This is a genomic window from Variovorax pasteuri, assembly GCF_051216435.1.
Classification (GTDB): domain Bacteria; phylum Pseudomonadota; class Gammaproteobacteria; order Burkholderiales; family Burkholderiaceae_C; genus Variovorax.
Genome location: NZ_JBPJZS010000017.1, coordinates 22,476 through 44,674, shown reverse-complemented (window position 1 = coordinate 44,674; position 22,199 = coordinate 22,476). Strand labels below are relative to the sequence as shown.

The window sequence follows — 22,199 nt, the reverse complement described above, 5'->3', positions numbered from 1 at the left end:
GCTGTTCAGGGCGTGTGCACAGGCCGCCGGGTACTCCCCTCCGCGAATGTCCCCCGGGCTTCGCCCTCCTCCTTTATTTCGCTGCGGGGAGCACCCGACGCCCTGTGCACCTGGACACGCAGCGGGTGAACCGCTGATCGACCACCGCTGCTGACAACTCTCACGCCGATGGGGTGCCTTGCGCAGCGAAATAAAGGAGGAGGGGCGCAGCCCCGGGGGACATTCGCGGAGCAAGGCACCCCGTCGGCGTGAGTGCGCCCCGAATGAACCCTGCAGCGACACAACGAAAAGCAGCTGTTCATTTCAGTCGAAGGCGTAAGTGAAGTCCGCGTCCTTCACATCGAGCGCAACACGGCGAATTTCCCCACCGGAAGCCAGCCGCTGCAGGTACTCGACCGAGATCGTCGGCAACACCGTGTTGGTAAGGATCGCGTCGATCACGCGCCCGCCCGACTCCGGGTCCTGGCACCGCGCCACCACCTGGTCCACCACCGCCTCGCTGTAGTCGAAGGGCACGCCATGGTTGGCTTCCACGCGCTTCTTGATGCGGCCCAGCTGCAGCCGCACGATCTTCTTCATCATGTCCGGCGACAACGGGTAATAGGGAATGGTGACGATGCGGCCCAGCAGCGCGGGCGGGAACACCTTCATCAACGGCGCCTTCAGCGCATCGGCCAGCGCGTTCGAATCGGGCAGCAGCTCGGGGTCGCGGCACATGCTCATCACCAGCTCGCTGCCCGCGTTGGTGGTGAGCAGGATGATCGTGTTCTTGAAATCGATCATGCGGCCCTCGCCGTCTTCCATCCAGCCCTTGTCGAACACCTGGAAGAAGATCTCGTGCACGTCCGGGTGGGCCTTCTCGACCTCGTCGAGCAGCACCACGCTGTATGGCCGGCGGCGCACCGCCTCGGTCAGGATGCCGCCCTCGCCGTAGCCCACATAGCCCGGGGGCGCGCCCTTGAGCGTGGAGACGGTGTGCGCCTCCTGGAACTCGCTCATGTTGATCGTGATGATGTTCTGCTCGCCGCCGTACAGCGCCTCGGCCAGCGCCAGCGCCGTCTCGGTCTTGCCCACGCCCGAGGTGCCGCACAGCATGAACACGCCGATGGGCTTTTGCGGGTTGTCCAGCCGCGCGCGCGAGGTCTGGATGCGGCGCGCAATCATCTCCAGACCGTGCTTCTGGCCGATGACGCGCTGGTTGAGCGTGTCGGCGAGCTTCAGCACCGCCTCCACTTCGTTCTTCACCATGCGGCCGACGGGAATTCCGGTCCAGTCGGCGACGACGGAGGCCACGGCCTGCTCGTCGACCGAGGGAAGAATCAGCGGGCTCTCGCCCTGCACCGCCTGGATCTTGGCCTGCAGCTCGTGCAGTTCGGCCAGCAGCGCGGCCCGGTCTTCGCTCCCTCCCCCGTTGGGGGATGGCTGAGGTGGGGGCACGGCGGCGCCGGCATCGCCCTCGCCTTTCGCATCCACCGGCTGGCTCCCCTTGCGCAACAGCGCACGCAGTTCAAGCAGCCGATCCACCAGCCCCTTCTCTTCCTTCCACCGCACATTCAGCGCATCGAGCTGCACCTTCGATTCCGCCAGCAGCGCGCTCACCTGGGCCGCGCGCTTGGTCACGTCGATGCCGATGGCCTCCTCGCGGCCGATGATCTCCTGCTCGACCGTGAGCCCCTCGATGCGGCGCATGCAGTCTTCCACTTCAGGCGGCGTGGCGTGCTGGCTCACGGCCACGCGCGCGCACGCCGTGTCGAGCAGGCTCACCGCCTTGTCGGGCAACTGCCGCGCGGGAATGTAGCGGTGGCTGAGCTTCACCGCGGCCTCGATGGCCTCGTCGAGCAGCTGCACGCGGTGGTGCTTCTCCAGCACGCTGGCCACGCCGCGCAGCATCAATATCGCCTTCACCTCGTCGGGCTCGGGCACCTGCACCACCTGGAAGCGGCGGGTGAGCGCCGGGTCTTTCTCGATGTACTTCTTGTACTCGGCCCAGGTCGTCGCGCCGATGGTGCGCAGGTTGCCGCGCGCCAGGGCGGGCTTGAGCAGGTTGGCCGCATCGCCGGTGCCGGCCGCGCCGCCCGCGCCCACCAGCGTGTGGATCTCGTCGATGAACAGGATGATGGGCGTGGGCGAGCTCTGCACCTCGTCGATCACCTGGCGCAGGCGCTGCTCGAACTCGCCCTTCATGCTCGCGCCGGCCTGCAGCAGGCCGATGTCCAGCGTGAGCAGCTTCACGTCCTTCAGCTGCGGCGGCACGTCGCCGCGCGCCAGGCGCTGCGCAAAGCCTTCCACCACCGCCGTCTTGCCGACGCCGGCCTCGCCGGTCAGCAGCGGGTTGTTCTGGCGGCGACGCATGAGGATGTCGACGATCTGGCGGATCTCTTCGTCGCGCCCGGTCACCGGGTCCATCTCGCCCTTCTTGGCTTTTTCCGTGAGGTCGACGGCAAATTTCTTCAGCGCGTCACCCTTGCCCATGGCGGCCGGCGCCATCGCGCCCGAGTCTTCGCCGGGGGCGCCTTGCCCCAAGCCGGTGCCGTCCTGCGCGCGCATCTGCGATTCAGGCGACGCATCGCAGATCCTGGCGAAGTTGTCGGCCAGGTCTTCGGCCTTGACCTTCTCGAACTGCTTCGACAGATTGAACAGCGGGTTGCGCAGGCTCTGCGTCTTCAGCATGCCCACCAGGATGTAGCCGGTGCGCACCTGCGCCTCGCCGAACTGCAGGGTGGCGTAGGTCCAGGCGCGCTCGATGGCGTTCTCGATGTGCGGCGAGAAGTCGCTGATGGCGGTGGCGCCGCGCGGCAGGCGGTCGAGCGCGGCGGTCAGGTCTTTCGCGACGACCGACACGTCCAGGCCGTAGTGCTGGATCACGCGGTGCAGGTCGGAGTCCTGCGCCTGCAGCAGCTGGGCGAACCAGTGCTCCAGCTCCACATAGGGATTGCCCCGCATCTTGCAGAACACCGTGGCGCCTTCGATGGCCTTGTAGGCCAGCGAATTGAGTTTTCCGAACAGGGCGGTGCGGCTGATTTCACTCATGGAGGACTCCGTATCTCTTCTGGACGAATGAAGCTGGGTGGTTTGAAAGACGCACTGAAAGGCCGGGCCGCATCAACGCGCGCCCACCTGTTGACTGCCGATGCGCACGTCGGCCGCATCGCGGCTGCGCGCCCGCTCGCCGAGCCACGAGACCCAGCCCAGGCGCGGTGCGTTGCCTTTGGCACTGCCCAGGCGCGTGGGCGGCACCTGGGCCTTTTCGAGCGCGAGCTCGGCGTCCCATTCGAGCTCGTCGCCCAGCAGCTGCTGCATCCAGCGCTGCAGCACGGGCCGCGCATCGCCTGTCGGCAGGAACATGCGGTACTGGTCGATCGTGAGCGGGCCCAGGTGCAGCCGCACGCGGTGCTGGCGGTCCCATGCGCGCGTGCCCAGCATCGCGCCCATGCCCATCGACCGGGAGCTCTCGCCCTGGCCGAGCCGCGTGAACTCTTCGGTGGGCAGGCGCATCCAGTGGCCGACCCAGCGCTCCAGCGTCACGGGCACGCCGAAGTAGCTGCACAGCACACGCTCCACGCTCTCCACGTTGTGCACGCGGCGCGCGAGCCAGCCTGAAAAATGCAGGCGCGCGTCGTCATGGATCTCGTCGCGCTGCGTGCGCCCCGGCGTGCCGATGCCCACCAGCGCGCCCACCTGCAGCCGAAAGCGGTCTTCGCCCGGCCGGTCCAGCGCCACGGCCGGACGAGACTGCGCCCAGGCGCGGTAGAAGTGCAGCGAGAAGCGGTGCGAGAAGCTGTCCAGAAAAGCCAGCCATGTCGGGTCGCCGTGGTTCAGGCTGCGCTCGCGGATGAAGTCGCTCAGGTGCACCGGCAGCGGTCCGTTGGGGCCGATGTAGCCGAAGAACTGCTGGCGCAGGCGCGGCGGCGAATGCGCGGTGGCGGGCTCGAAGCGGCTGAAGCTGGCGGGCGCGAACGACAGCGACGGCTCCTGCCCCACGCGCACCGGCTCGGCGCCGGGCAGCAGCGCGCGGCCCCAGCGCGGCGTGGTGCCGGCCAGCGATTCCAGCCGGCGCATCACCGCGAAGTAGTCGTAGGCCCACGGCTCGGCCGACCAGGCGCGCAGCGCCGCGTCGACCCGGGTGCGTACCGACTCCCCCGGGCTCGCCGCTTCGCGGACCTCGCCTCCGCCCTCGCGGGCCAGGGGGCGAGCGCCTTCGGGCGGCCGGGCGGCGCTCACAGAATCTGCCGCGTCCCGCACAACGGCCTCCAGCGCATGGTCTCGCCCCGGCCCGCCACGCGCAGCACGGTCTCGACGAAATGGTTCACCTCGACATGGCGCGACAGAAAGCGCGCGAGCACGGCGCCGAACAGGAACGCGCTGTGGCCGTGGAAGGCGTCCTTGTCGACCTCGAGCGTCACTTCGAGCCCGCGGCCGAAGGCGATCGGCCCTTTCAGCGGCAGCCGGCGCGCCACCGGCTTGCTCTTGACCGACAGCAGGCCGCGCACCTGGCTCTGGCGCATCTCGTCCGCGTGCACCGCGTAGAGCATCAGCGTCTCGCGCAGCGCAGCGGCGCCCTGCTCGGGCGTGCTGTCGGACAGCGACAGGTAGTTGAGCGCGAGGTGGTCGACCACGCGCCATCCGAGGCCCTGGCTCACCACCGGCGACACCGGCCGCGACGGCCCGCGCACCATGCGCACACGCTGCACGGGGAAGGAGTCGACGCAGTCGAAGTCGTTCTCGCGGCCCAGCGGCATCAACAGTGGCAGGTCGCGGTTGGTGCACAGCGCGGTCACCGCCAGCTGGCGCAGCGTCGCCGCATACGGCGCCTGCTGCGGATCGACGATCTGCATGTAGACCTCGGAGCCGATGTGGCTGCTGCGATGGCCCTCGGTGCGCTGGCGGACCGACAGCATGCGCGGCTCGCGCGTGGTGGTGAAGTAGGCGGGGTGGCTGGTGCGGCTGCCGTGGAAGGCCGAATAGAAGGGCCGGAACGCCTGCTCCGCCGCGGTGGCGTCGGCACCGGGCGCGCCGTGGCCGATGACCTCGGTGACGGTGTGCACCTCGAAGTCCTGCGGGCGCGTGCGGTCGGGCACCATGTGGAACTGGCTCACGCCCTCGGTCAGGGGCACGCGGTCGAGCCGCTTGGTGAACAGGTTGATGGCCGGCACGCAGTGCAGCTGCACGTTGTCGGCGCTCACCAGCTTCTCGAGCGCCGCGTCGCCGCGCGAGAACAGCAGCACGGCTTCGACCTCGGTCACCGGCATGGCCGCGAGCAGCGCCTTCAGGCCGCCGATGCGCACGAACTGGAAGCGCTGCGGAAAGGCGAAGTACTCCTGCAGCAGCCGAAAGCCCGAGAAGCCGGTGGCGGTGGTGGGCAGCAGGGCCTCGTCTTCCTCGAAGCCGACCGCGCCGATGGCGCTGGCCGGCAGGCTCCGGGCCGTGCCTTGCAGTGCACCGCCGGGCGCGAGCGGCCGCACCAGCACGCCGACGGGCTGGCCCAGCGCGCATTCGTGCAGCTGCCAGGCCACGTCTTCGGCGCCGCTGAAGTGCAGCACCAGGTCGTCGAGCGCGATCTGGCTGAAGTTCAGGCCCGCCGTGGCGCGCAGCGCGATGCGCAGGCCGCCGCGAATGGCGCGCGACTGCGGGTGCGTGTTCAGCGGCAGGTCGGGCGCGTAGGTGAAGTACTGCGCGCGCTGGATCTCGACGGGCCAGATGCGCAGCGCGCTCGCGGTGCGGAACTCGCAGTGCGTGTTCTGCCCCACCGCCTGCCGCGCGCGCAGGCCGCTGCCGCGCGGCAGCGTGGGACCGGTCGCGAGGTTGGCGTCGTCGGGGTCGGCCACGAACGACGCGATCACCATCGCCGGCGTGGGCGCGAGAAAGTGCGGATAGACGATGTCCAGCAGGTGGCCCGTGAAGCGCGGGTACTCGGCGTCCAGCTTCAGGCCCACGCGCGCCGACAGGAACGCGGTGGCCTCGATGAGCCGCTCCACATACGGGTCGGCCACTTCCTGGCCCTCGATGCCCAGGCGGTGCGCGATCTTCGGGAACGCGCGCGCGAACTCGGCGGAGCTTTCGCGGAAGTAGCGCAGTTCCTGCTCGTACAGGCTCAGCAGCCGAGGGTCCATGTCGGACTCACCTTGGGTTTTGCGCCATGTCCACGATCTCTATGCGGCCTTCTTCCAAGTCAACTCGGCTTCGCATCAGGAACTCGAGCGGCACGGGCTGCGCCCACAGCATGCCGCGGATCTGCAGGCCGATGCTGTTGTGGGAGTCCAGTGCGGCGCCTTCCATGACGAGTTCCACTTCGAGGGTGCGGGACAAAATGCGCGGCTCGAACTGCAGGATTGCGTTCTTCAGAGCCTGTTCCATGCTGACACGCTGCACCGACGAGGTGAACTGGCCAGACAGCATAGGCAATCCGTAGTTCAGGACCGAGCGCGCCACGTTCGGGTACTGCTTGTCGTCCATCGCAAGGCCGTAGCCCGTGGCATTGAAGAGCCAGCCCAGGTCGCGCAGCACAGCCTGCCGCAGCGCCTGCCGGGTCAGCGTGCGCTTGTCGTCGCCCTCGCGTTGCTCGGTGGGCGCGTGGTCGACGAGGCGGTCGAGCAGCGAAGGCTGCAGGCGCTCCTGCGCGGTGAGCTCAGCCATCGACAACGCCCTCGGCGCCCTCGACCCCAGACGCGGCGGCCGGCGTGAACAGGATCTCGCGCACGTCCATCAGCGCGTACTCGCCCGCATCGCTGCCGAGCACGCGCTGGCCGTGGCCGGCCCATACCTCGGGGCGCAGCTCGCGCCACTCGGTCTTGCGCGCGAGAAGCAGCTCGCCGTCTTCGCTCTTCTCGGTGCCTTCGTAGCGCGTGGGAATCAGCGCCAGGGTTTCGCCGCCGTTCTCGAACTGCAGGTGCGCAGGCATCCACACGCAGTCGCGCAGGTCTTCGGGCGGCTCGATCTTGATGTGCGCGAGCCGCGCGTAGGGAATCCAGTAGTACTTGCCGTTGACGAAGGCCTCGAGCACCGGACCGAGGCGCATGTCCGCATCGGCGAGCCATTCGAAGGGCGTGCCGTCGATGGTTCCGGCCATGGCGGGGGCGCCGTCGAAGGCGCGCTGGCGCAGGTCTTCGGCCAGTGCGCTTTCGCCGCGGCCCTCGCGCAGCAGCGACTCGATGAGCAGCGCCAGCCACTCGTCGGGCTGGCCGAAGATCATCGGCGTGCGCGTGCCGGCGAACACCTCGGCGCGCAGGCCTTCGCAGCGCACGGCTTCGCCGTACACCTGCTTCATGGGCACGGCCAGCGCGTCCAGCTCGGCCGCGACGGTGAGCTGGTTGAGCGCGCGCTCCCACCGCCCGAGCACGCACAGCAGCTGCGCCATGAACACGCGGTGCTTGCTGTCGGCCGGCTTGGCGCGCACATCGTCGCTCAGGGCCTGGAGGGCGGCCACCGGGTCGGCGGCCTTGAGGAATTCGGCGGCGGTCGTCATGGCGTGTGTTCCTTGCGATGTGCGGGGTGTGTTCAGGCGCGGGTGAACTGGCATTCGCGCACCGCGCCGCGCGCGCCGGTCGTCTTCTGCGGGGCCGACCTGATCTTCACCGTGCGGTAGCTGATGGAGATCAGCTCCGAGGGCACGCCCCAGTTGCCGCCGGAGTTGAGCACCAGGCGGCAGATGCGCGCGTTCTCCAGCACCATCTCGAAGGTCGACTGCGCGTCGGGCGCGCGCTGGTCGCCGCCCGACTTGAAGGCGCTGATGACCACCTTCAGGTCTTTCTCCTGCGCGCGCAGCAGGCTCGCGAGCGTGGCGGTGGCCGCGTCGCTGCGCCGCGCCACGATCAGGTTGTTGGGCACCACCTGGTTCTGCGCGGAAGACTCCGGCACCTGCACCGACCAGTAGTAGCCGCCGATGTTCAGGCGCGCCTTGCCGTCCTCGAACGAGCGCTCGAGCTCGCCTTCGACCGGCGCGCCCTTGCTCTCGATCATCATGACCAGGTCGGTGTCGGCCGAGCCGGCGCCCACCAACTCGTAGAACTGCCGCGCATCTTCAGGGCTCCAGGAGCCGTCGTCGATAAATGCCATATCACCTCCGTTGTTCGGAAAAAGACTGAACCGGGCTGCGGGGTCCGGGCCTCATGGCCGCGCCCCGCTGTCCGTGGTGCCGCCGCGCCGCAGCAGCGCGGCAAAGACCTCGCGCTCGCCGCGCTCGGGCGGCGGCTGCCCGCCACGCACGCGCACCTGCGACACATCGGCCTGCGTGAAGCTCACGCCGAACAGGCGCGGCGCGCTGTAAGGCGTGACGGGCGCGGCCATGACCAGCAGGCGCGCGTCGCCGGCCGCGTCGAGCCAGGGCAGCTCGAAACGCTGGACCGCCGGCTGCTCGGGCGTGCCGCGCTTGAAGCGGTTGGTTTCGCCGAGCGCGTCGGGGTACACCGACTGCAGCGTGCCGCGCGCGTCGATGCCGGCGATGACGAGGTCGAGCGAGCGGCCGCTGGTGTTGCGCACGCTCAGGCGCATGCGCTCGCCCGTGCGCAGCAAAGGCAGCACGCTGGCGGCCTGCGCGACGCTCACGCTGCGCAGCAGGTTGCCGGCGTTCCAGACTTCGAGCGCGGCGTCGAAGCCGTCGAGCTGGCCGCCGCTGCCGTAGGCCTGCAGCTGGCCAAGCCACTTGAGCTGCGCCAGGGCCTGCAGGCGGCGGCGCAGCGCAGCGGTGTCGGGCACGACCACGGTGGACACCGCGGTGCCGAACAGCGGCGCAAGCAGTTCGATGCGATGGCCCGCGGGGCCGAGGTCGGTCCAGCGCACGTCGGCGCCCGATGCCTCGTCGGCCGTGCGGATCGCGGCCGGGTAGTCCAGGCTCAGGCCGGCGGGCAAGGGCCTGTCGGCGCGCACGCGCAAGGCGGTGGCGGCGGGTTCGCCCAAGGGCGTGACGCTCCAGAAGGCGCTGCCCGGCACCTCCTTCAATGCCGCGGGCAGCGCAAGCCACGCACCGCCCAGCTTGATCTGCGCGACAGTGGCCGCGGCGCTGCGCACCGCGCCGTCGTCGAGCGTGGCGAGCACGCGCACCTCCTGTTGCTGCGCCAGTCCGTCGAGCAGGCCGGCCTTGACCGACAGGCTGTCGCCGCTGCGCTGCGCGCGCCACACCGGGCGCGTGGACGCGGGCGCGGCGCTGTTGGCGAACAGCGGCGCGTCGAGGTTGCCTTCGGCCACGGGCGACGGCAGCTCGCGCGTGGGAAAGCGCTGCGCCAGTTCGTCGATGACCGGCGGGTACAGCGCGAGCACGCCGTCGAACAGGTCGCGCCAGGTGGCGGGCCTGCGCGACAGCGCCTCGACCACGGCCCAGGTCAGCAGGCCCTGCGGGCGGGCATTGCGCGCCTTGCGGGGCAGGCGCAGCTCGGGCGTGATCTGGTGACTCTCGGAGGCGAAGAAGGCGACGTAGCGGGCGCGGGGAACGGCGTCGGCGGGCAGGGGCACCGGCGTTGCGCGCGCGGGTGCATCGCCGCCCACGAGCTGCGTCGCGCGCAGGCCGCGCCAGCGCACCTCGTCGTCGGGCGGGCCTTCGGCGGTGGCGGGCACATCGACCGCGCCGCGCGTCATGGAGTTGGCGGAGCAGGTGTCGAACACGGAGGCGATGAACACGTTCTTCGCAAGGAAGGACTGGATCCACGCGTCGAAGTCCACATCGCGCAGGTCGCCGGTGAGCACCGTGTCGGCGCCGAGCGTGCCGCGCACGTCGCGCGCCAGAAAGTTCTCGGACAGGCCGTCGGGCTCCTGGTAGCGCTTGGCGGTGTCGCGCAGGCGGGTGCCGTGGCCGGAGAAATACAGCAGCACGAAGTCGCCGCTTTTCGACTGGGCCAGCAGGCGCGCGAGGGCTTCGTGGATGGCTTGCGATTCGGGCAACGCGGCGCCGCCGACGCCGTCGGCCAGCACGGTGATGTCGGGAGCGGTGAAGCCTTGCCTGAGCAGCGCGTCGCGCATCAGCATCACGTCGTTGCGCGGTGCCTGCAGCCACAGGACCTGCGGCTGGTTGACGAGTTCGGAGACGCCGACGAGCAGCGCGCGCGGCGTGGCGAAGGCAAGGCTGCCGCAGGCAAGCAACCACAGCACGAGCAGCGCCTGCAGCCAGCGCAGTTGCCTTGCTCCTTCCCCCTCTGGGGGAAGGCTTGGATGGGGGCAGGCAGAGCGCTCGATGGATACGCCGCTTGCCCCCACCCCGACCCTCCGCCAACGGGGGAGGGAGGAAGGCATGGCTCCTTCCCCCTCTGGGGGAAGGCTGGGATGGGGGCAGGCAGAGCGCTCGATGGATGCGCCGCTCGCCCCCACCCCTGCCCTCCCCCAGCGGGGGAGGGAGAAACGCGAAGGCACTGCGGCGCGTGTCATGGCCGTTGCGACACCGGCCCGGCCGACTCGACCAGCGGCGAATCCGCCAGCACCGCCAGCGCGTCCACCGGCTCCGGCACACGCAGGAGCCATGCACCGCCCCCACCGGGCCCGCCCACCACGTCCGCCGAGATCGACTGCAGCAGCCGGTCGGCCTCGTCCATGCGCACGCCTTCCTTCCAGCGCACCACCAGGTCGGCCCTTGCGGGCGCGGTCGGCACGGCGCGAAAGCGCACCTCGTCTTCTTCGCCAGCATCGCGCCCGCCGAGCAGCCCGATGTTCTGCACCAGCACGCACACCGCCAGCACCACGAACGCCGGGCGCGCCCAGCCTTCCGCACCGAACCAGCGGCGGATGCTGCCCCACCAGCCGCCTTCGGGCCGCGGCTGCGGCCGTGCGCGCGTGGACGGCTCGGTGCCCTCTTCCCGCGGCTGCACCAGCGCCCCGCTCAACGCCAACCCCGCATTGCGGTACAGCCCCTGGTAGTCGGCCCGCGGGTCCTGCGGCCCGAGCGGCGTGCCCGACAGCACGGAGAACACACCACCCACGGTGCGCAGCGCGATGCGCCCCGGCTCGGGCGCGATGTCCGGCGCGGCGTGCGCGGCCCATTCGTCGTGCACCGCGCGGATCGCCGCCAGCCGCGTGGCCGACAGCTCGCCCAGCACGCGCGCGCACAGCTGCGCCCGGGGTTCGAGCGTGAGCACGTTCCAGGTCTGCACGACGCCGAACATCGGCTCGAAGGGCTCGTCGCCGGGCTCCAGCAGCACGTCGAAGGCGCCGGCCCAGTCGGCCTCGGCGGCGGCCATCCAGCCCTGCCAGAGCTCGCCGTGGATGCAGCGGTCGAGCAGCACGCCGAGCAGCCGCCCTTCATGCACCACGCTGACCAGCCGGCCCGGCGCCCAGCGCGCCGGGAAGGCGCGCCGCGTGACCGCCTCGCGGCGCCTTGCCAGTTCGTCCAGCGGCAGCAGCAGGTCGGAGGCGTGGGCCTTCGGTACGGGTTCGGCCCTCGTTCCGCGGACCGCGCCCGGCAGGGCCACGACGACCGCACCGGGCACATCGTCCGCTTCGGCGTCGGGCACGGCCGCGCCGGTTTCGAGCGCGTTGCGGATCACGCTGAGCGGGGGCCAGAGGTCGTGGGTCATGGGCGTCTGTTCCTGAATGGCTATGTCTTCAGGCATAAGACGCTTCAGCACCCAGGATTTTGAAAACCTGCAGGATCGCGCCCATGTTGTCGGGCTCCAGCGCGATGCCCAGCGTCTGCTGGATCCAGCCGCCGAGCCGGGTCTTCGCGTAGTCGGCCGTCAGCCCCTCGCGCTTGTGCACCAGGCCCAGGCGGCCCGCGCGGTAGTGGTACGACGCAATGGCGTGGCGCGACGCGATACCCGACAACCCGCCCTCGGCCTCCTTGCCGAAGCCCTCGCACAGCAGCAGGCGCTCGGGCTCGGGCAGTTCGGCGATGAAGGCCCGCGCGGCCAGCTGCACGCGCTGCGCGCTCAGGCCGTGCTCGGCCAGGCAGCCCTCGATGTCCTCGCCCGCGCCGACTTCGTCTTCGAGCTGCGCCTCGGTGATCTGCTCGCCGATGGACAGCTTGCGGCGAAAGGAACTCGCGCGCGTGCAGTCGATGAGGTAGCGGCGGAAGTACGCGCACAGCGCGAAGGCGGTGGACGGCGCGCTGTGGCCCGCGCGTTCGTCGGCCTCGTCGGGGTCGGCATCGAGCCGCAGCACCTTCACGTAGATGAACTGCGCCACCAGCTCCTGCCGGCCCTCGCCCAGCACCTGCAGCTCGGGCGGGTTGCAGGCCCCCAGCGCCTCGCCCACGATGCGGTACATGGCGCCCATGTCGTGCGGCGACAGCGTCTGCCTGCGCCGCCACAGGCGGACGAGTTCAGAACTCTCGGCGGACGAAAGGGTTTCCTGCATGGCGGTTCGAGGCGCCCGGTCGGTCAGTCGTCGACGCAGCTGCCTTCCGAAGGCACCAGGCACTGCGGCAGGTCCGCCCCCACCGCGGCGCCGCGCGTGCGGATGGTGGACGACACCGCGGCCTGCGCCACCGCCAGGCCGCGCGGCAGAAGAATCCACAGCTGGCCGCGCTCCTTCATGCGGCGCGCGTTGGTCGCGGCCTGCTGGCCGTTGCCGAAGAAATAGTCGGCCCGCACCGCGCCGCGGATGGCGCCGCCGGTGTCCTGCGCAATCGTCAGGCGCTGCATCGGCGCGCCGCTGCCGGGGGTGCGCGTGGACACGAAGACCGGGTAGCCCAGCGGCGTGCTGCGCGGGTCCACCGCAATCGAGCGCCCCGCCGACAGCGGCACGCCGAAGGCCCCCACCGGCCCGCCCACGGGCGAGGTGGCCTCCTTGAAGAACACGTAGCTCGGGTCCTTGATGCCCGAGCCCGCCACCCCGCCGGCCGTGCGCCGCCCCGGCACCACCACCGGGCCGCTGGCCACCGGCCGCGCGAGCGTGAAGCCGCGCGTGCGGATCACGCCGCTGTCGACCGCGCCCACGTCGTCGTCATCGCCGTCGTCGAGCTGCAGCTCGATGGACGAGCCGCGCACCTTCACCGCGCTGCGCGGCTTGCCGTTGGCGGCCTGCGCGATCGTCGGGCGGAAGGGCTGGCCGTTCTGCTCGGCATAGGCCACGCGCACGATGTCGCCGTTGACCATCTTGATGCGCCCCGAGCCCTGGATCTGCATCTCGTACAGCGCGGTGGCGCTGCTCACGAAGGCCAGCACCTTGGCGTTGGGCGCGCCCTTGGTCTCGATCTCTTCGCGCGTGTAGTACGGCAGCAGCTGCTTGCCCTCGACCCGCAGGCGCACCTTGCGGTCGAGCGTGTCGCGCGCAATGCCCGAGAGGTCGAGCGCATACAGGCCCGGCGCGCCCATGTCGCGCGTGCTCAGGCCGGTCTGCACGACCACGTTGCGGCCTTCCACGCGCGCGGCCACCGTGCCGTTGCCCGCGGGCAGCTTGCGCGCATCGGCGAACAGCATGTCTTCCGGCTGGCCGTACACGGGGTAGATGAACGGCGCGCCGTACTGGCGGGCGCCCGCAATCTCGGGCTCGAAGTAGCCGGTGACCACGCCGTCGGGGCGACGGTCGTCGTCGCGGATCTGGTAGGCCGAGAACTCGCTTTCGAAGAAGCCCCGGATGGCGTTGGTGCTCTTGCCGTCGACCTTGAGCGCGCGGGCGCACACGTCCTTCCATTCGGCGCCGCGCCCGGTGAGCACCTTGCAGCTGCCGAGGAAGGCGGGCCAGCTCTCGGAGAAATCGTCGCGCGACCAGCCCGGCACCGCGTCGAAGCCGACCGAGGTGTAGGTGGCGAGCTGCGTGGAGAAGGTGCGCGCCTGGCCCGCCACGCTGGCGCCGGCGGGCGCCGACGGGCGCGGGGCGGCGGCGTCGGGCGTGGTGGCCGTGGTGGCGGTGTTGGCCGCCGGTGGCGGCACGGCACAGCCGGCCAGGCAGGCCATGGCGGCGGCCGCGGCCCATCGAAGCGCGGGAACGGCGAAAACGACGCGTTGCTGCTGCGGGGTGTTCATGAAAGCCTCCTTGTCCGAAGAACGGCGGCCCGGGAAAGGCCGACGCTGTGCAGACGATTACTTCTCGACGATTTTGAAATTCGCGACGCCGTACACGTCGTTGCATGGCGCGCCAGGCCCGCACACGGGCTTGCCCAGCAGCGGCGAGGGACCGGTGCCGCGCGTGGCCTCCAGCGCGGCGAGCACCGGCAGCGGAAACACCGGAAACACGCCGTCGTTCTGCACGCCCGCGGCGGTGAAGTCGCGCTCGTGCTCGCTCACCAGCACCGCGAACTGGTCGGTGCCGGCCGGGCCGCCGGCGTCCATCGGCCACGAGGCGCGCGGCAGCGAGAGCGCGCCGCCGGCGGTGATCTTGTTGTACTTGTCCAGCAGGTTGGGAAACAGCAGGAACATCTCGCCGCCGCTGGACAGCAGGAACACGTAGACGAAGCCCTCGCGCTTGCTGCGCACCTCGAAGGCCAGGCGGTCCTTGCCGATGGTCACTTCGGGCTTCTTCGGTGCGGCCGTCACGTCGAAGCCCGCGGCGGCGCCGGCCGAGAGGGACTGCAGCGATTCGGTGGGCGTGCGCGGTGCCGGCGGGGGCGGTGGTGGCGGCGGCGGTGCAGGGGCTTGCGCGACCTGGGTGTCGGGTTGCTGCTGCTGCTGCGGCGGCTGCTGCTGCGTGACGGCGACGGGCGGCTTGCCGCCGTTGCCTTCCGCGCCACTGCCCGCGCGCCCCTGCAGCCACCACCAGCCGCCGCCGGCTGCCGCCGCGAGGACGGCGACCGATGCGAGTGCGGCCACCGTCTTGTTGCCCTTGCCTGCGTTGCTGTTGCTGCCTGCGGACGCAGGGGCCGGCGACGGCGTCTTTCCGCCCGCCTTGCTGGTGGCCTTGTTGCCGCTGGCGATGACGGTCGCCGCGTCGGCGTTCGTCGTCTCTGCGGCGCGGCGCGGCGGCTGCGTGCGCGGCGTCGGCGCGATGCTGTGGCCGGTGTCGAGGTCGAGCGCTTCGCGCAGCTCGGCCATCGACTGCGGCCGCTGCTCGGGCCGCACGCCCAGGCCCGCGTCGATCGCCTCGAGCAGGCGCAGGCTGTAGCGCTGGCGCAGGATCTCGTTGCTCGCGAGCGGCACGTAGCTGTCGGACAGCAGGCGCGCCACCGAAGGCGGCGGCGCGCGGCCGCACACGGCCACGTGCATCACGGCCGCGAGCGCGTACACGTCGGTCCACGCACCCTGCGACATGTCGGGCATCTCGGCGTACTGCTCGATGGGTGCGTAGCCGGGCTTGAGGATGACGGTGATGGCCTGCGTCTTGTCGGTGATCACGCGGCGCGCGGCGCCGAAGTCGAGCACCACCGGGCGGCCCGAGCCTTCGAGCAGGATGATGTTGTCGGGCGCGATGTCGCGGTGGTAGCAGTTGGCGTTGTGCATCACCGCCAGCGCCTGCGTGACGCCGTCCATGATGCGGATGAGCCAGGCCTCGTCGACGCCTGCGGGGATGGCTACCAGGGCCTCCCTGAGCGTGTCGCCCCTGTAGAAAGGCATGACCATGTAGGTGGTGCCTTTTTCTTGCCAGAAGCGGTAGACCTTCAGGAGCGACGGGTGGTCGAACTGAGCGAGCAGGCGGGCTTCGTTGATGAAGCTGCGCATGCCGAGGTCGAAGGTTTCCCTGTGTCTTTCCGACAGGGGGACGACGGTGCCGTCCTGCTGCCTGGTCGACAGCGAGGTCGGCAGGTATTCCTTGATGGCCACGACACGTTCGAGGGTGTGGTCCCAGGCTTCGTAGACGACGCCGAAGCCGCCCTGGCCTATGACTTTGGTGACTTCGAATTCTGCGAGGCGGCTGCCTACGGGGAGCAGGCCTGCGTCGTGGCTTGCTGTGGCTTGCGGGTTGCCTGGGAGGCTGGTGGCTGCGCCGGCTGTGATGACTGTGGCGGAGGTGTCGCCTGTGGTCGTTGGGGTTGGCGACCTGGGCATTACTCGGGTGCGGTCGTCTTGCTTGTTGGAGTCGGTCATCGACTGGCTCCTTTTTGAACTGGCATGAGGGGTTGCTTCCCGAGGCCGGGTCTCGCCCCGGCAGGCGAGCTACTTTCTTTTGCTTCGCCAAAAGAAAGTAGCCAAAGAAAAGGCGACCCCACTGTCTGCGACCCTGCGCTTCGCTCCGGGCAACCTGCGGTGCTCACGTTTCGCGGGGTCTCGCCCAAACTCGCTTCGCTCAAACAAGGGCGAGCCCTGATCCGCGAAACGCTCCGCTCCTCGGCGCAGCCAGAGGGGAAGTGCAAACCACACAGGCCATCGCTTCGCTCGGCCACCAAGCCGTTGCAAGCGCTTCGCGCCTGCAACGGTTGGCATCGAGGATGCCGGCGGCAGTGCTGACGCTGGACGCTTTTGGATATTCCGGCGCCGAGCGCAGCGATGGCCCGTTGGGCCCCCACCCTTCTGGATGCGCCGAGGAGCGCAGCGTTTCGCGGGTCAGGGCTCGCAGCTGTTTGAGCGAAGCGAGTTCTGCGAGACCCCGCGAAACGTGAGCACCGCAGGTTGCCCGTAGCGAAGCGGAGGGACGCAGCCAGCAGGGTCGCCTTTTCTTTGCTTACTTTCTTTTGGCGAAGCAAAAGAAAGTAAGTCGCCTGCCGGGGCGAGACCCGGCCTCGGAAGACAAGAGAAAGAGCAGCGTTCATCTCACCCCTCCTCCGCAAAGCCAAGAAACAAGCCCTCGAACTGCGCGTCCAGAGGCAGCCCGGCACTCAGCATCCGAACCCCTTCGACCACCGAAGGATCCCCCAGCCACACAGAAGCCCCCGCCGCAGGCAGAGCAACAACCTCGACGGTGCTCCTCAAGGCCTCGGAGGCCTCGGAAGCCTCGGCAGCAACAAACAACCGCTGCAGCACCGCATCGAACCGCAGCGCATCCAGATCCCCTTCGAGCCCTTCCAACGCAGCCAGCGTCGCAAGCCCCCACCACCGCAGCGCCACACCCAGCGCCTCGCCCCGCAGCGATGTCCCCGCCGACGCATCCAGCTCCACAGCCAGCGTGAAAGGAAAGTACCGCCCCACCCCATCGACCGAAGGCATCAACACCCCGATCCACGCACGCTCGCCGACCACCCGGGGGCCCAGTGCAAAGCACCAGATCGGCGCCTCGAGATACCGCTCGGTCCAGTCCGCATGCCGCTCCCGAAGCCGCGCCAACCCGCGCTGCAGCCACGCGTCCCACACTGCGCGAAACGACTCGGGCAAGCGCCGGTGCGCAAAGTCCCCCATGCCCGGCAACTTGCCGTACCACCCGGGAAGCTCCGCCGAAATGAAAAGGGAAGAAGAGGCCAGGTTCACAGCCCCTCCGGACAGGAAAACTCCCGCAGTTCGCGCAAGCGGATCGGATGCTGCACGCTGTTCGTCGTCACCTCGAAGCGTGTCTTGCGCGCACCCACCTGGAAGGTGATGAAGAACTTCTCCGGTGCATCGCCCGCCTCGAGCTGCCCGTCGTCCAGCGCACGGAACAACGCCCACGGCCCGTCCACCGCCGCACCCGAACTGCCGGTGGTCGAAGGCGGGCTCACCTGGATGCGCACCTGGTTGCTGCCTTTGGGCCCCGGCCACTGCACGGCCATCGGCACCACCGGCCCGTGCGCGTACTTCACGAGCTGGCCGTCGACGTCGAGGATGAACTGCGTGATGCCCGCGTCCATCTCCACGGGCTTGAAGTCCAGCCGCATCGACGGGCCGCGCCCGCCGCCGCGGAAGAAGATGTCCTTGATGCGCGCGGCGCGCTCGAACTGCGCCAGCGCCTGCGTGGTGACGGCGCCGCGCTCGGCCACGGGCTTGTAGCGCCAGGGCTTGGTGCTGGTGTCGACCAGCGCGGCCAGGCGCTTCTGGAAGAAGTCGTCCATCAGGCCGCCGGGGCCGAACATCTGGCCGAAGTCTTCGGGCAGCACGTCGCGCTTGCTGGTGCCCACGAAGGGGTAGCGGCCCGCGATGGCGCGTGCGCAGAACTCGGCCACGGGGCGCAGGTCCTGGCTCAGGTTACCGCGCTCGGCGGTCTGCGCCTGCGCGGCACCCGACTGGCTGAGGTTCTCGACCATCGAGCGCACGGGCTCGGGCAGCCGGCCCGCGTCGGACTTGAGCTTGCCGGCCACGTCGCCGGGCGGCGGCGAGGTGCGGCCCTTCACGGCCGTGTCGACCGCGTTGAGGTACACGTACACCTCGTTGAAGAGCTTGAGCGCATCGTCGATGGGTGCCGGCTGGTTGGGGCCGCCGGCGGTGACGAGGCGGCGCAGCGATTCGAAGCGGTCGTCCACGATGCTCTCGATGCGCTTGCCCGGTGCCACCTGGCGGCCGGGGTCGCTGCCGAACAGGTCTTCCAGGCCCTTGCGCGTGTTGCGCACCGTCTCGGTCGCCTTGCTGACCACGTCCTTGTTGGCGTCGGCCGCAGGGATCAGCGTGGTCTGCTTGACCACCGCGCGCAGGAAGTTCGCGAGCGGGGAATCGACGCCCGAAAGAATGCGCGCGGTCTCGATGTTCTTCTCCAGGCCGGTGGCGCGGATCAGGCGCACGTCGGCCAGCAGCGCTTCCCACTGCTTGACGTATTCCTCCAGGTACAGGCGGCGCACGCGGTCGGTCAGCGCACCGAGCGCGGCCACGTCGCGCAGGCGGTCGGCCGCGTTGCGGTCTTGCCCCAGCACCCACGGGTCTTCGTTGGCCAGCAGGCCGGTGAGCACCGTCACCTCGTTCTGGAAGCGCTTGTGGTAGCCGTCGTAGGTGAACATGCCCGGCACGCCCTCGGTCAGCGACTTGCCGCTGATGCGCTCGAACACCAGCGGGCCCGAGGGACCGGTGGCCGTGGCCACGCTGAAGGCCGGAATGTCCTTGGTGGCGCGCTGGCGCTTCAAGCGGCTGAACACGCGCTGCTCCAGCGGGTAGCTCGCGAGCACGGCGCGCACGCTGCGCACCAGGTTCTCGTCCATCTTGAGCGGCGAGCGCGGCGGGCCCTGCGCGATGAGCACGTCGAGCTGGTCTTCCAGCGCCTTGCGCTGGTCCTCGGGAATGCCGCGGTCGAGGTTGCGCGACCAGTCCAGCGTGATCCAGGCCTTGAGCGCCTCGGGGTCGAAGTGCTCGGGCTGGTAGAGCATCAGGTAACTCTTGAGCGCCTCGTAGGTGAACTCGAGGTTGTCCTTCTGCGCGGTGCGCAACTGGTCCTCGATGCGCTTGGCGATCTGCGGCAGGAAGGCGTCGTTGAGCGCGCGCTGGTGCGTGAGCATGGCGGCGGCGTCGAGCTTGTCGCCCTGGTAGAGGCCCAGCGTCATCGACAGCGGCTCGTCGCCCTGGCGGTTGTCGGGCGTCTTCCAGATGTCGCGCAGGCTCTGCAGCACGGGTGCGACCTCGACCAGGTTCTGCACGCGCGCGGGCAGCGCGGCCAGGTTCTGCTTCGCGGGCTCGACGCGGGCCTCGACCGACTTCAGGTAGTTGAGGTTCTGCAGCGTGCTGTAGCCCCAGGCCGCGAGCAGGCCGACGGTGAGCAGCGTCATCGCGGTGACGCCGGCCACGCGCAGCGTGTGGCGGCGGCGCTCCAGCTTCACGTCGGCGCCGGCCAGGCGCTGCTCGGGGAACACCACCTCGCGCAGCAGCGACGTGAGAAAGTAGCTGCGCCCGCTGCTCTTCTGCGGTGCGAGCATCGCGCGCTCGATGCCGAAGCTGCGCGCCAGGCTGCCCATCACGCGGTCGATCGGGCTGCCCTCCTGCGTGCCGCTGGTGAAGTACACGCCACGCACCCACGGCGGCTGCGCGAAGCGCGAGCCGGTGAACACCTGGTCGAGCAGGTCGGACAGCAGCGAGCCGATGGAGCCGAACTGGGCCGGAAAGCCGAAGATCGCCGCGCGCCGCGTGCCGTCGGTCTCGCGCTGCATGCGCGCGATGAGACCGTCGTTCACGCGGTTGTGCAGCAGCGCGAACTCGCGGTGGAAGGCCTCGGACAGGCCCTTTTCTTCCAGCTGCACGTTCTCGTCGGCCGGCAGCGTGAAGCCGAAGACCTGCGCGCGCTGCTCCTTGCCGAGGTCGTCGAAGTAGTCGGTGAAGCCGTAGAGCAGATCGCTCTTGGTGACCAGCACGTACACCGGCAGGCGCGTGGTGAGCTTGCTGTCGAGCTCGAGCAGGCGCGCGCGGATCGAGGCCGCGAGCTGGGTGCGCGCCTCCGGGCCCTGACTCAGCAGGTCGGCCACGCTCACGGTCAGGAACACGCCGTTCAGCGGCCGGCGCGGGCGCGCCTTCTTCAGCAGGCCCAGGAAGCCTTCCCACGCGCTCTTGTCTTCCGACTGGTGGCTGTCCTGCGTGGTGTAGCGGCCCGCGGTGTCGATGAGCACGGCCTCGTCGGTGAACCACCAGTCGCAGTTGCGCGTGCCGCCCACGCCGCGGATGGCGCCGGGGCCGAACTTCTCGGCCAGCGGAAACGAAAGGCCCGAGTTGACGAGCGCGGTGGTCTTGCCCGCGCCGGGCGCGCCGATGAAGACGTACCACGGCAGGTCGTACAGGTAGCTGCCGCCGGAGATCGACATCCAGTCGCGCCAGCCCGGCTTCTTGCCGGCGGCGTGCAGGCGCATCTGCTTGAGCGTGGCGACGGCCTCGCTGAAGCGGGTGTCGAGGATCTGCTGCTCGCCGTTGACCGGAGCGCCGGTCTTGGCGGCGGGCGCCTTCATGAGCCCGTCTGTCAGGTGCTGGCTTGCACGGCGCGCGCGCCAGCGGCGGTACAGCGCGCGCAGCACCACGATGAGCACGATGACGCCGATGACGACGGCGCGCACGGTTTCGCTCTCCAGCGGCGCGAGCGAGCCGATCTTCACCAGCGGGCCGATCCACCACACCAGCACCGCGACGACGAGCAACGCGAGCAGTGTCAGCAGCAACGGGCTGAACAGGAAGCCGAAGATTTTCTTGATCATTTCGTCGCTCCGGTGGTGGCAGCAACGCGGTCGGGCTCGCTCAGCAGCACGATGTCGACGCGGCGGTTCTTCGCGCGGTTGGCGGGCGTGTCGTTGGCGGCCACCGGCTCGGCGTCGGCCTTGCCGTCGGAACGCATGCGCGCGGGGTCGACCAGGGTGGTGAGCGCGCCCTTCACCGCGTCGGCGCGCGCGGCCGACAGGTGCCAGTTCGAGGGATAGCGCAGCGAGCGGATCGGCTGGTTGTCGGAGTGCCCGGTGATCAGCACCTCGCCCTTCACCTCGGCCAGCGCCTGGCCGATGCGGCGCAGCACCGGCAGCGACTGCGCCATGGGCTCGGCGCTGCCGGAGCCGAAGAACGAGTCGCCGCGCAGGCGCACCACGCTGCGGTCGGCCTCGTCGGTCACCGTGACCAGGCCCTGCTTGATCTCGGGTTCGAGAAAACGCGCCAGCCGCGGCGTCTTCGCCGGCAGGGCGGGCGGCGCGATCTGCAGGTTGGGCGCGCGCAGGCTGGACACCGCCGCATAGGTCGTGTCGGAGCGGTAGTTCAGCGTGAGCCGCAGGCCGAACCATGCGAGCGCCAGCAGCAGCGCGAAGCCGGCCGCGAAAACCCACAGCGGCAGCGACTCGCGCAGCCGCACCGTGCCCGCGCCCTGCCCGCGCCAGTGCGGCGAGAGCTCGGGCTCCACGGCGGGACGGTCTTTGGCGATCAGGTCGGCCAGGCGCTGGCGCACCGAGTCGAGCTGCGCGCGGCCGTTGTCGACCACGCGGTAGCGGCCTTCGAAGCCGAGCGCGAGCACGCTGTAGATCAGCTCCAGCAACTGGCGGTGCGTGGGCACGTCCTGCGCGAGCTTGGCGAGCAGCTGGAACACCTTTTCGCCGCCCCAGGTCTCGTTGTGGAACTGCACCAGCAGGCTCTGCTTGTTCCAGCCGGCCTGCACGCCCCACGGGGTGTTGGCGACCGCCTCGTCGAGCGCGGTGCACAGCACGTAGCGCGCGGCCAGCACCGATTCGTTGCTCACGCCGGCGCGGCGCGCGCCGGCGTCGAACTGGTTGACCGCTTCGGCGGTGGAGGCTCGCAGCGCCGGCACATTGGGCGGCTGCGCAAGGTTGCGCAGCTTGGCCGTCAGCACCAGCAATTTGCCGGCGGCGGAGACCAGCGGATTGAGCAGGCCGAGCTCGCCGACCTCGGCGGCGGGCGTCGGGTCGGCACCGCCGAAGAACGGCGCGCTCGCCGGTGCGCTCGGCATGCCGCCCGGCGTGCGCGGCTTGGGCTTGATGACCGTGCGCTCGGACTCGAAGGCCGCAAAGGGATCGGGAGGTGTGCTCATGATGGCTCCACGCTGAGGGCACCAGTTCGTGAAACACCGCGGAACCGGCTTTGCCGGGCCGCTGGTGTTGCCCCCTGGAAGGG

Annotated in this window: 14 protein-coding genes; all 14 read right to left on the bottom strand. The window is 70.0% G+C overall.

From position 1 onward, the window contains the following. Positions 1 to 303 precede the first annotated feature (303 nt). A complete protein-coding gene (gene tssH / locus ACSFBM_RS33245) occupies positions 304 to 3,030 on the bottom strand; it encodes a type VI secretion system ATPase TssH (RefSeq protein WP_435488201.1) in 2,727 nt (908 codons plus the stop codon). A gap of 72 nt (positions 3,031 to 3,102) precedes the next feature. Next, the gene (tssG, locus tag ACSFBM_RS33240) at positions 3,103 to 4,221 is read right to left on the bottom strand and encodes a type VI secretion system baseplate subunit TssG (RefSeq protein ID WP_435488200.1); all 1,119 of its coding nucleotides are present in this window, start codon (positions 4,219 to 4,221) and stop codon (positions 3,103 to 3,105) included. Next, a complete protein-coding gene (gene tssF, locus ACSFBM_RS33235; RefSeq protein ID WP_435488199.1) occupies positions 4,218 to 6,110 on the bottom strand; it encodes a type VI secretion system baseplate subunit TssF in 1,893 nt (630 codons plus the stop codon). The genes tssG and tssF overlap by 4 nt, the downstream gene beginning before the upstream one ends. Before the next feature lie 7 nt (positions 6,111 to 6,117). Further along, complete coding sequence (tssE, locus tag ACSFBM_RS33230; protein WP_435437773.1) at positions 6,118 to 6,633, bottom strand: type VI secretion system baseplate subunit TssE; 516 nt, start codon at positions 6,631 to 6,633, stop codon at positions 6,118 to 6,120. Further along, positions 6,626 to 7,462, bottom strand: coding sequence for a type VI secretion system accessory protein TagJ (locus ACSFBM_RS33225; protein WP_435437772.1), 837 nt, complete (start codon positions 7,460 to 7,462; stop codon positions 6,626 to 6,628). The genes tssE and ACSFBM_RS33225 overlap by 8 nt, the downstream gene beginning before the upstream one ends. Positions 7,463 to 7,494: 32 nt before the next feature. Next, positions 7,495 to 8,052 carry a type VI secretion system tube protein Hcp gene (locus ACSFBM_RS33220; protein ID WP_435488198.1) on the bottom strand — a complete coding sequence of 186 codons (558 nt, stop codon included), beginning with the start codon at positions 8,050 to 8,052 and terminating at the stop codon, positions 7,495 to 7,497. Positions 8,053 to 8,103: 51 nt separating this feature from the next. Next, positions 8,104 to 10,077 carry a caspase family protein gene (locus ACSFBM_RS33215; protein ID WP_435488197.1) on the bottom strand — a complete coding sequence of 658 codons (1,974 nt, stop codon included), beginning with the start codon at positions 10,075 to 10,077 and terminating at the stop codon, positions 8,104 to 8,106. 269 nt (positions 10,078 to 10,346) lie between these two features. Next, positions 10,347 to 11,492, bottom strand: a complete 1,146-nt coding sequence (locus tag ACSFBM_RS33210; RefSeq protein ID WP_435488196.1) for a hypothetical protein — start codon at positions 11,490 to 11,492, stop codon at positions 10,347 to 10,349. A gap of 28 nt (positions 11,493 to 11,520) precedes the next feature. Next, positions 11,521 to 12,270: a hypothetical protein gene (locus tag ACSFBM_RS33205; protein ID WP_435437768.1), complete on the bottom strand. Its 750-nt coding sequence runs from the start codon at positions 12,268 to 12,270 to the stop codon at positions 11,521 to 11,523. A gap of 23 nt (positions 12,271 to 12,293) precedes the next feature. Then, positions 12,294 to 13,880 (bottom strand): murein transglycosylase A, encoded by a 1,587-nt coding sequence (gene mltA / locus ACSFBM_RS33200; protein WP_435488195.1) that lies wholly within the window; start codon positions 13,878 to 13,880, stop codon positions 12,294 to 12,296. A 57-nt stretch (positions 13,881 to 13,937) separates the two neighbouring features. Then, positions 13,938 to 15,875, bottom strand: a complete 1,938-nt coding sequence (locus tag ACSFBM_RS33195) for a protein kinase domain-containing protein (protein WP_435488194.1) — start codon at positions 15,873 to 15,875, stop codon at positions 13,938 to 13,940. 663 nt (positions 15,876 to 16,538) lie between these two features. Then, the gene (gene tagF, locus ACSFBM_RS33190) at positions 16,539 to 17,189 is read right to left on the bottom strand and encodes a type VI secretion system-associated protein TagF (RefSeq protein WP_435488193.1); all 651 of its coding nucleotides are present in this window, start codon (positions 17,187 to 17,189) and stop codon (positions 16,539 to 16,541) included. Continuing rightward, entirely contained in the window at positions 17,186 to 20,788 is a 3,603-nt protein-coding gene (gene tssM / locus ACSFBM_RS33185; RefSeq protein ID WP_435488192.1) for a type VI secretion system membrane subunit TssM, read from the bottom strand. Before tssM ends, tagF begins: the two co-directional genes overlap by 4 nt. After that, on the bottom strand, positions 20,785 to 22,116 hold the full coding sequence (locus tag ACSFBM_RS33180) for a DotU family type VI secretion system protein (RefSeq protein WP_435488191.1): 1,332 nt from the start codon (positions 22,114 to 22,116) through the stop codon (positions 20,785 to 20,787). The genes tssM and ACSFBM_RS33180 overlap by 4 nt, the downstream gene beginning before the upstream one ends. Positions 22,117 to 22,199: the final 83 nt, after the last annotated feature.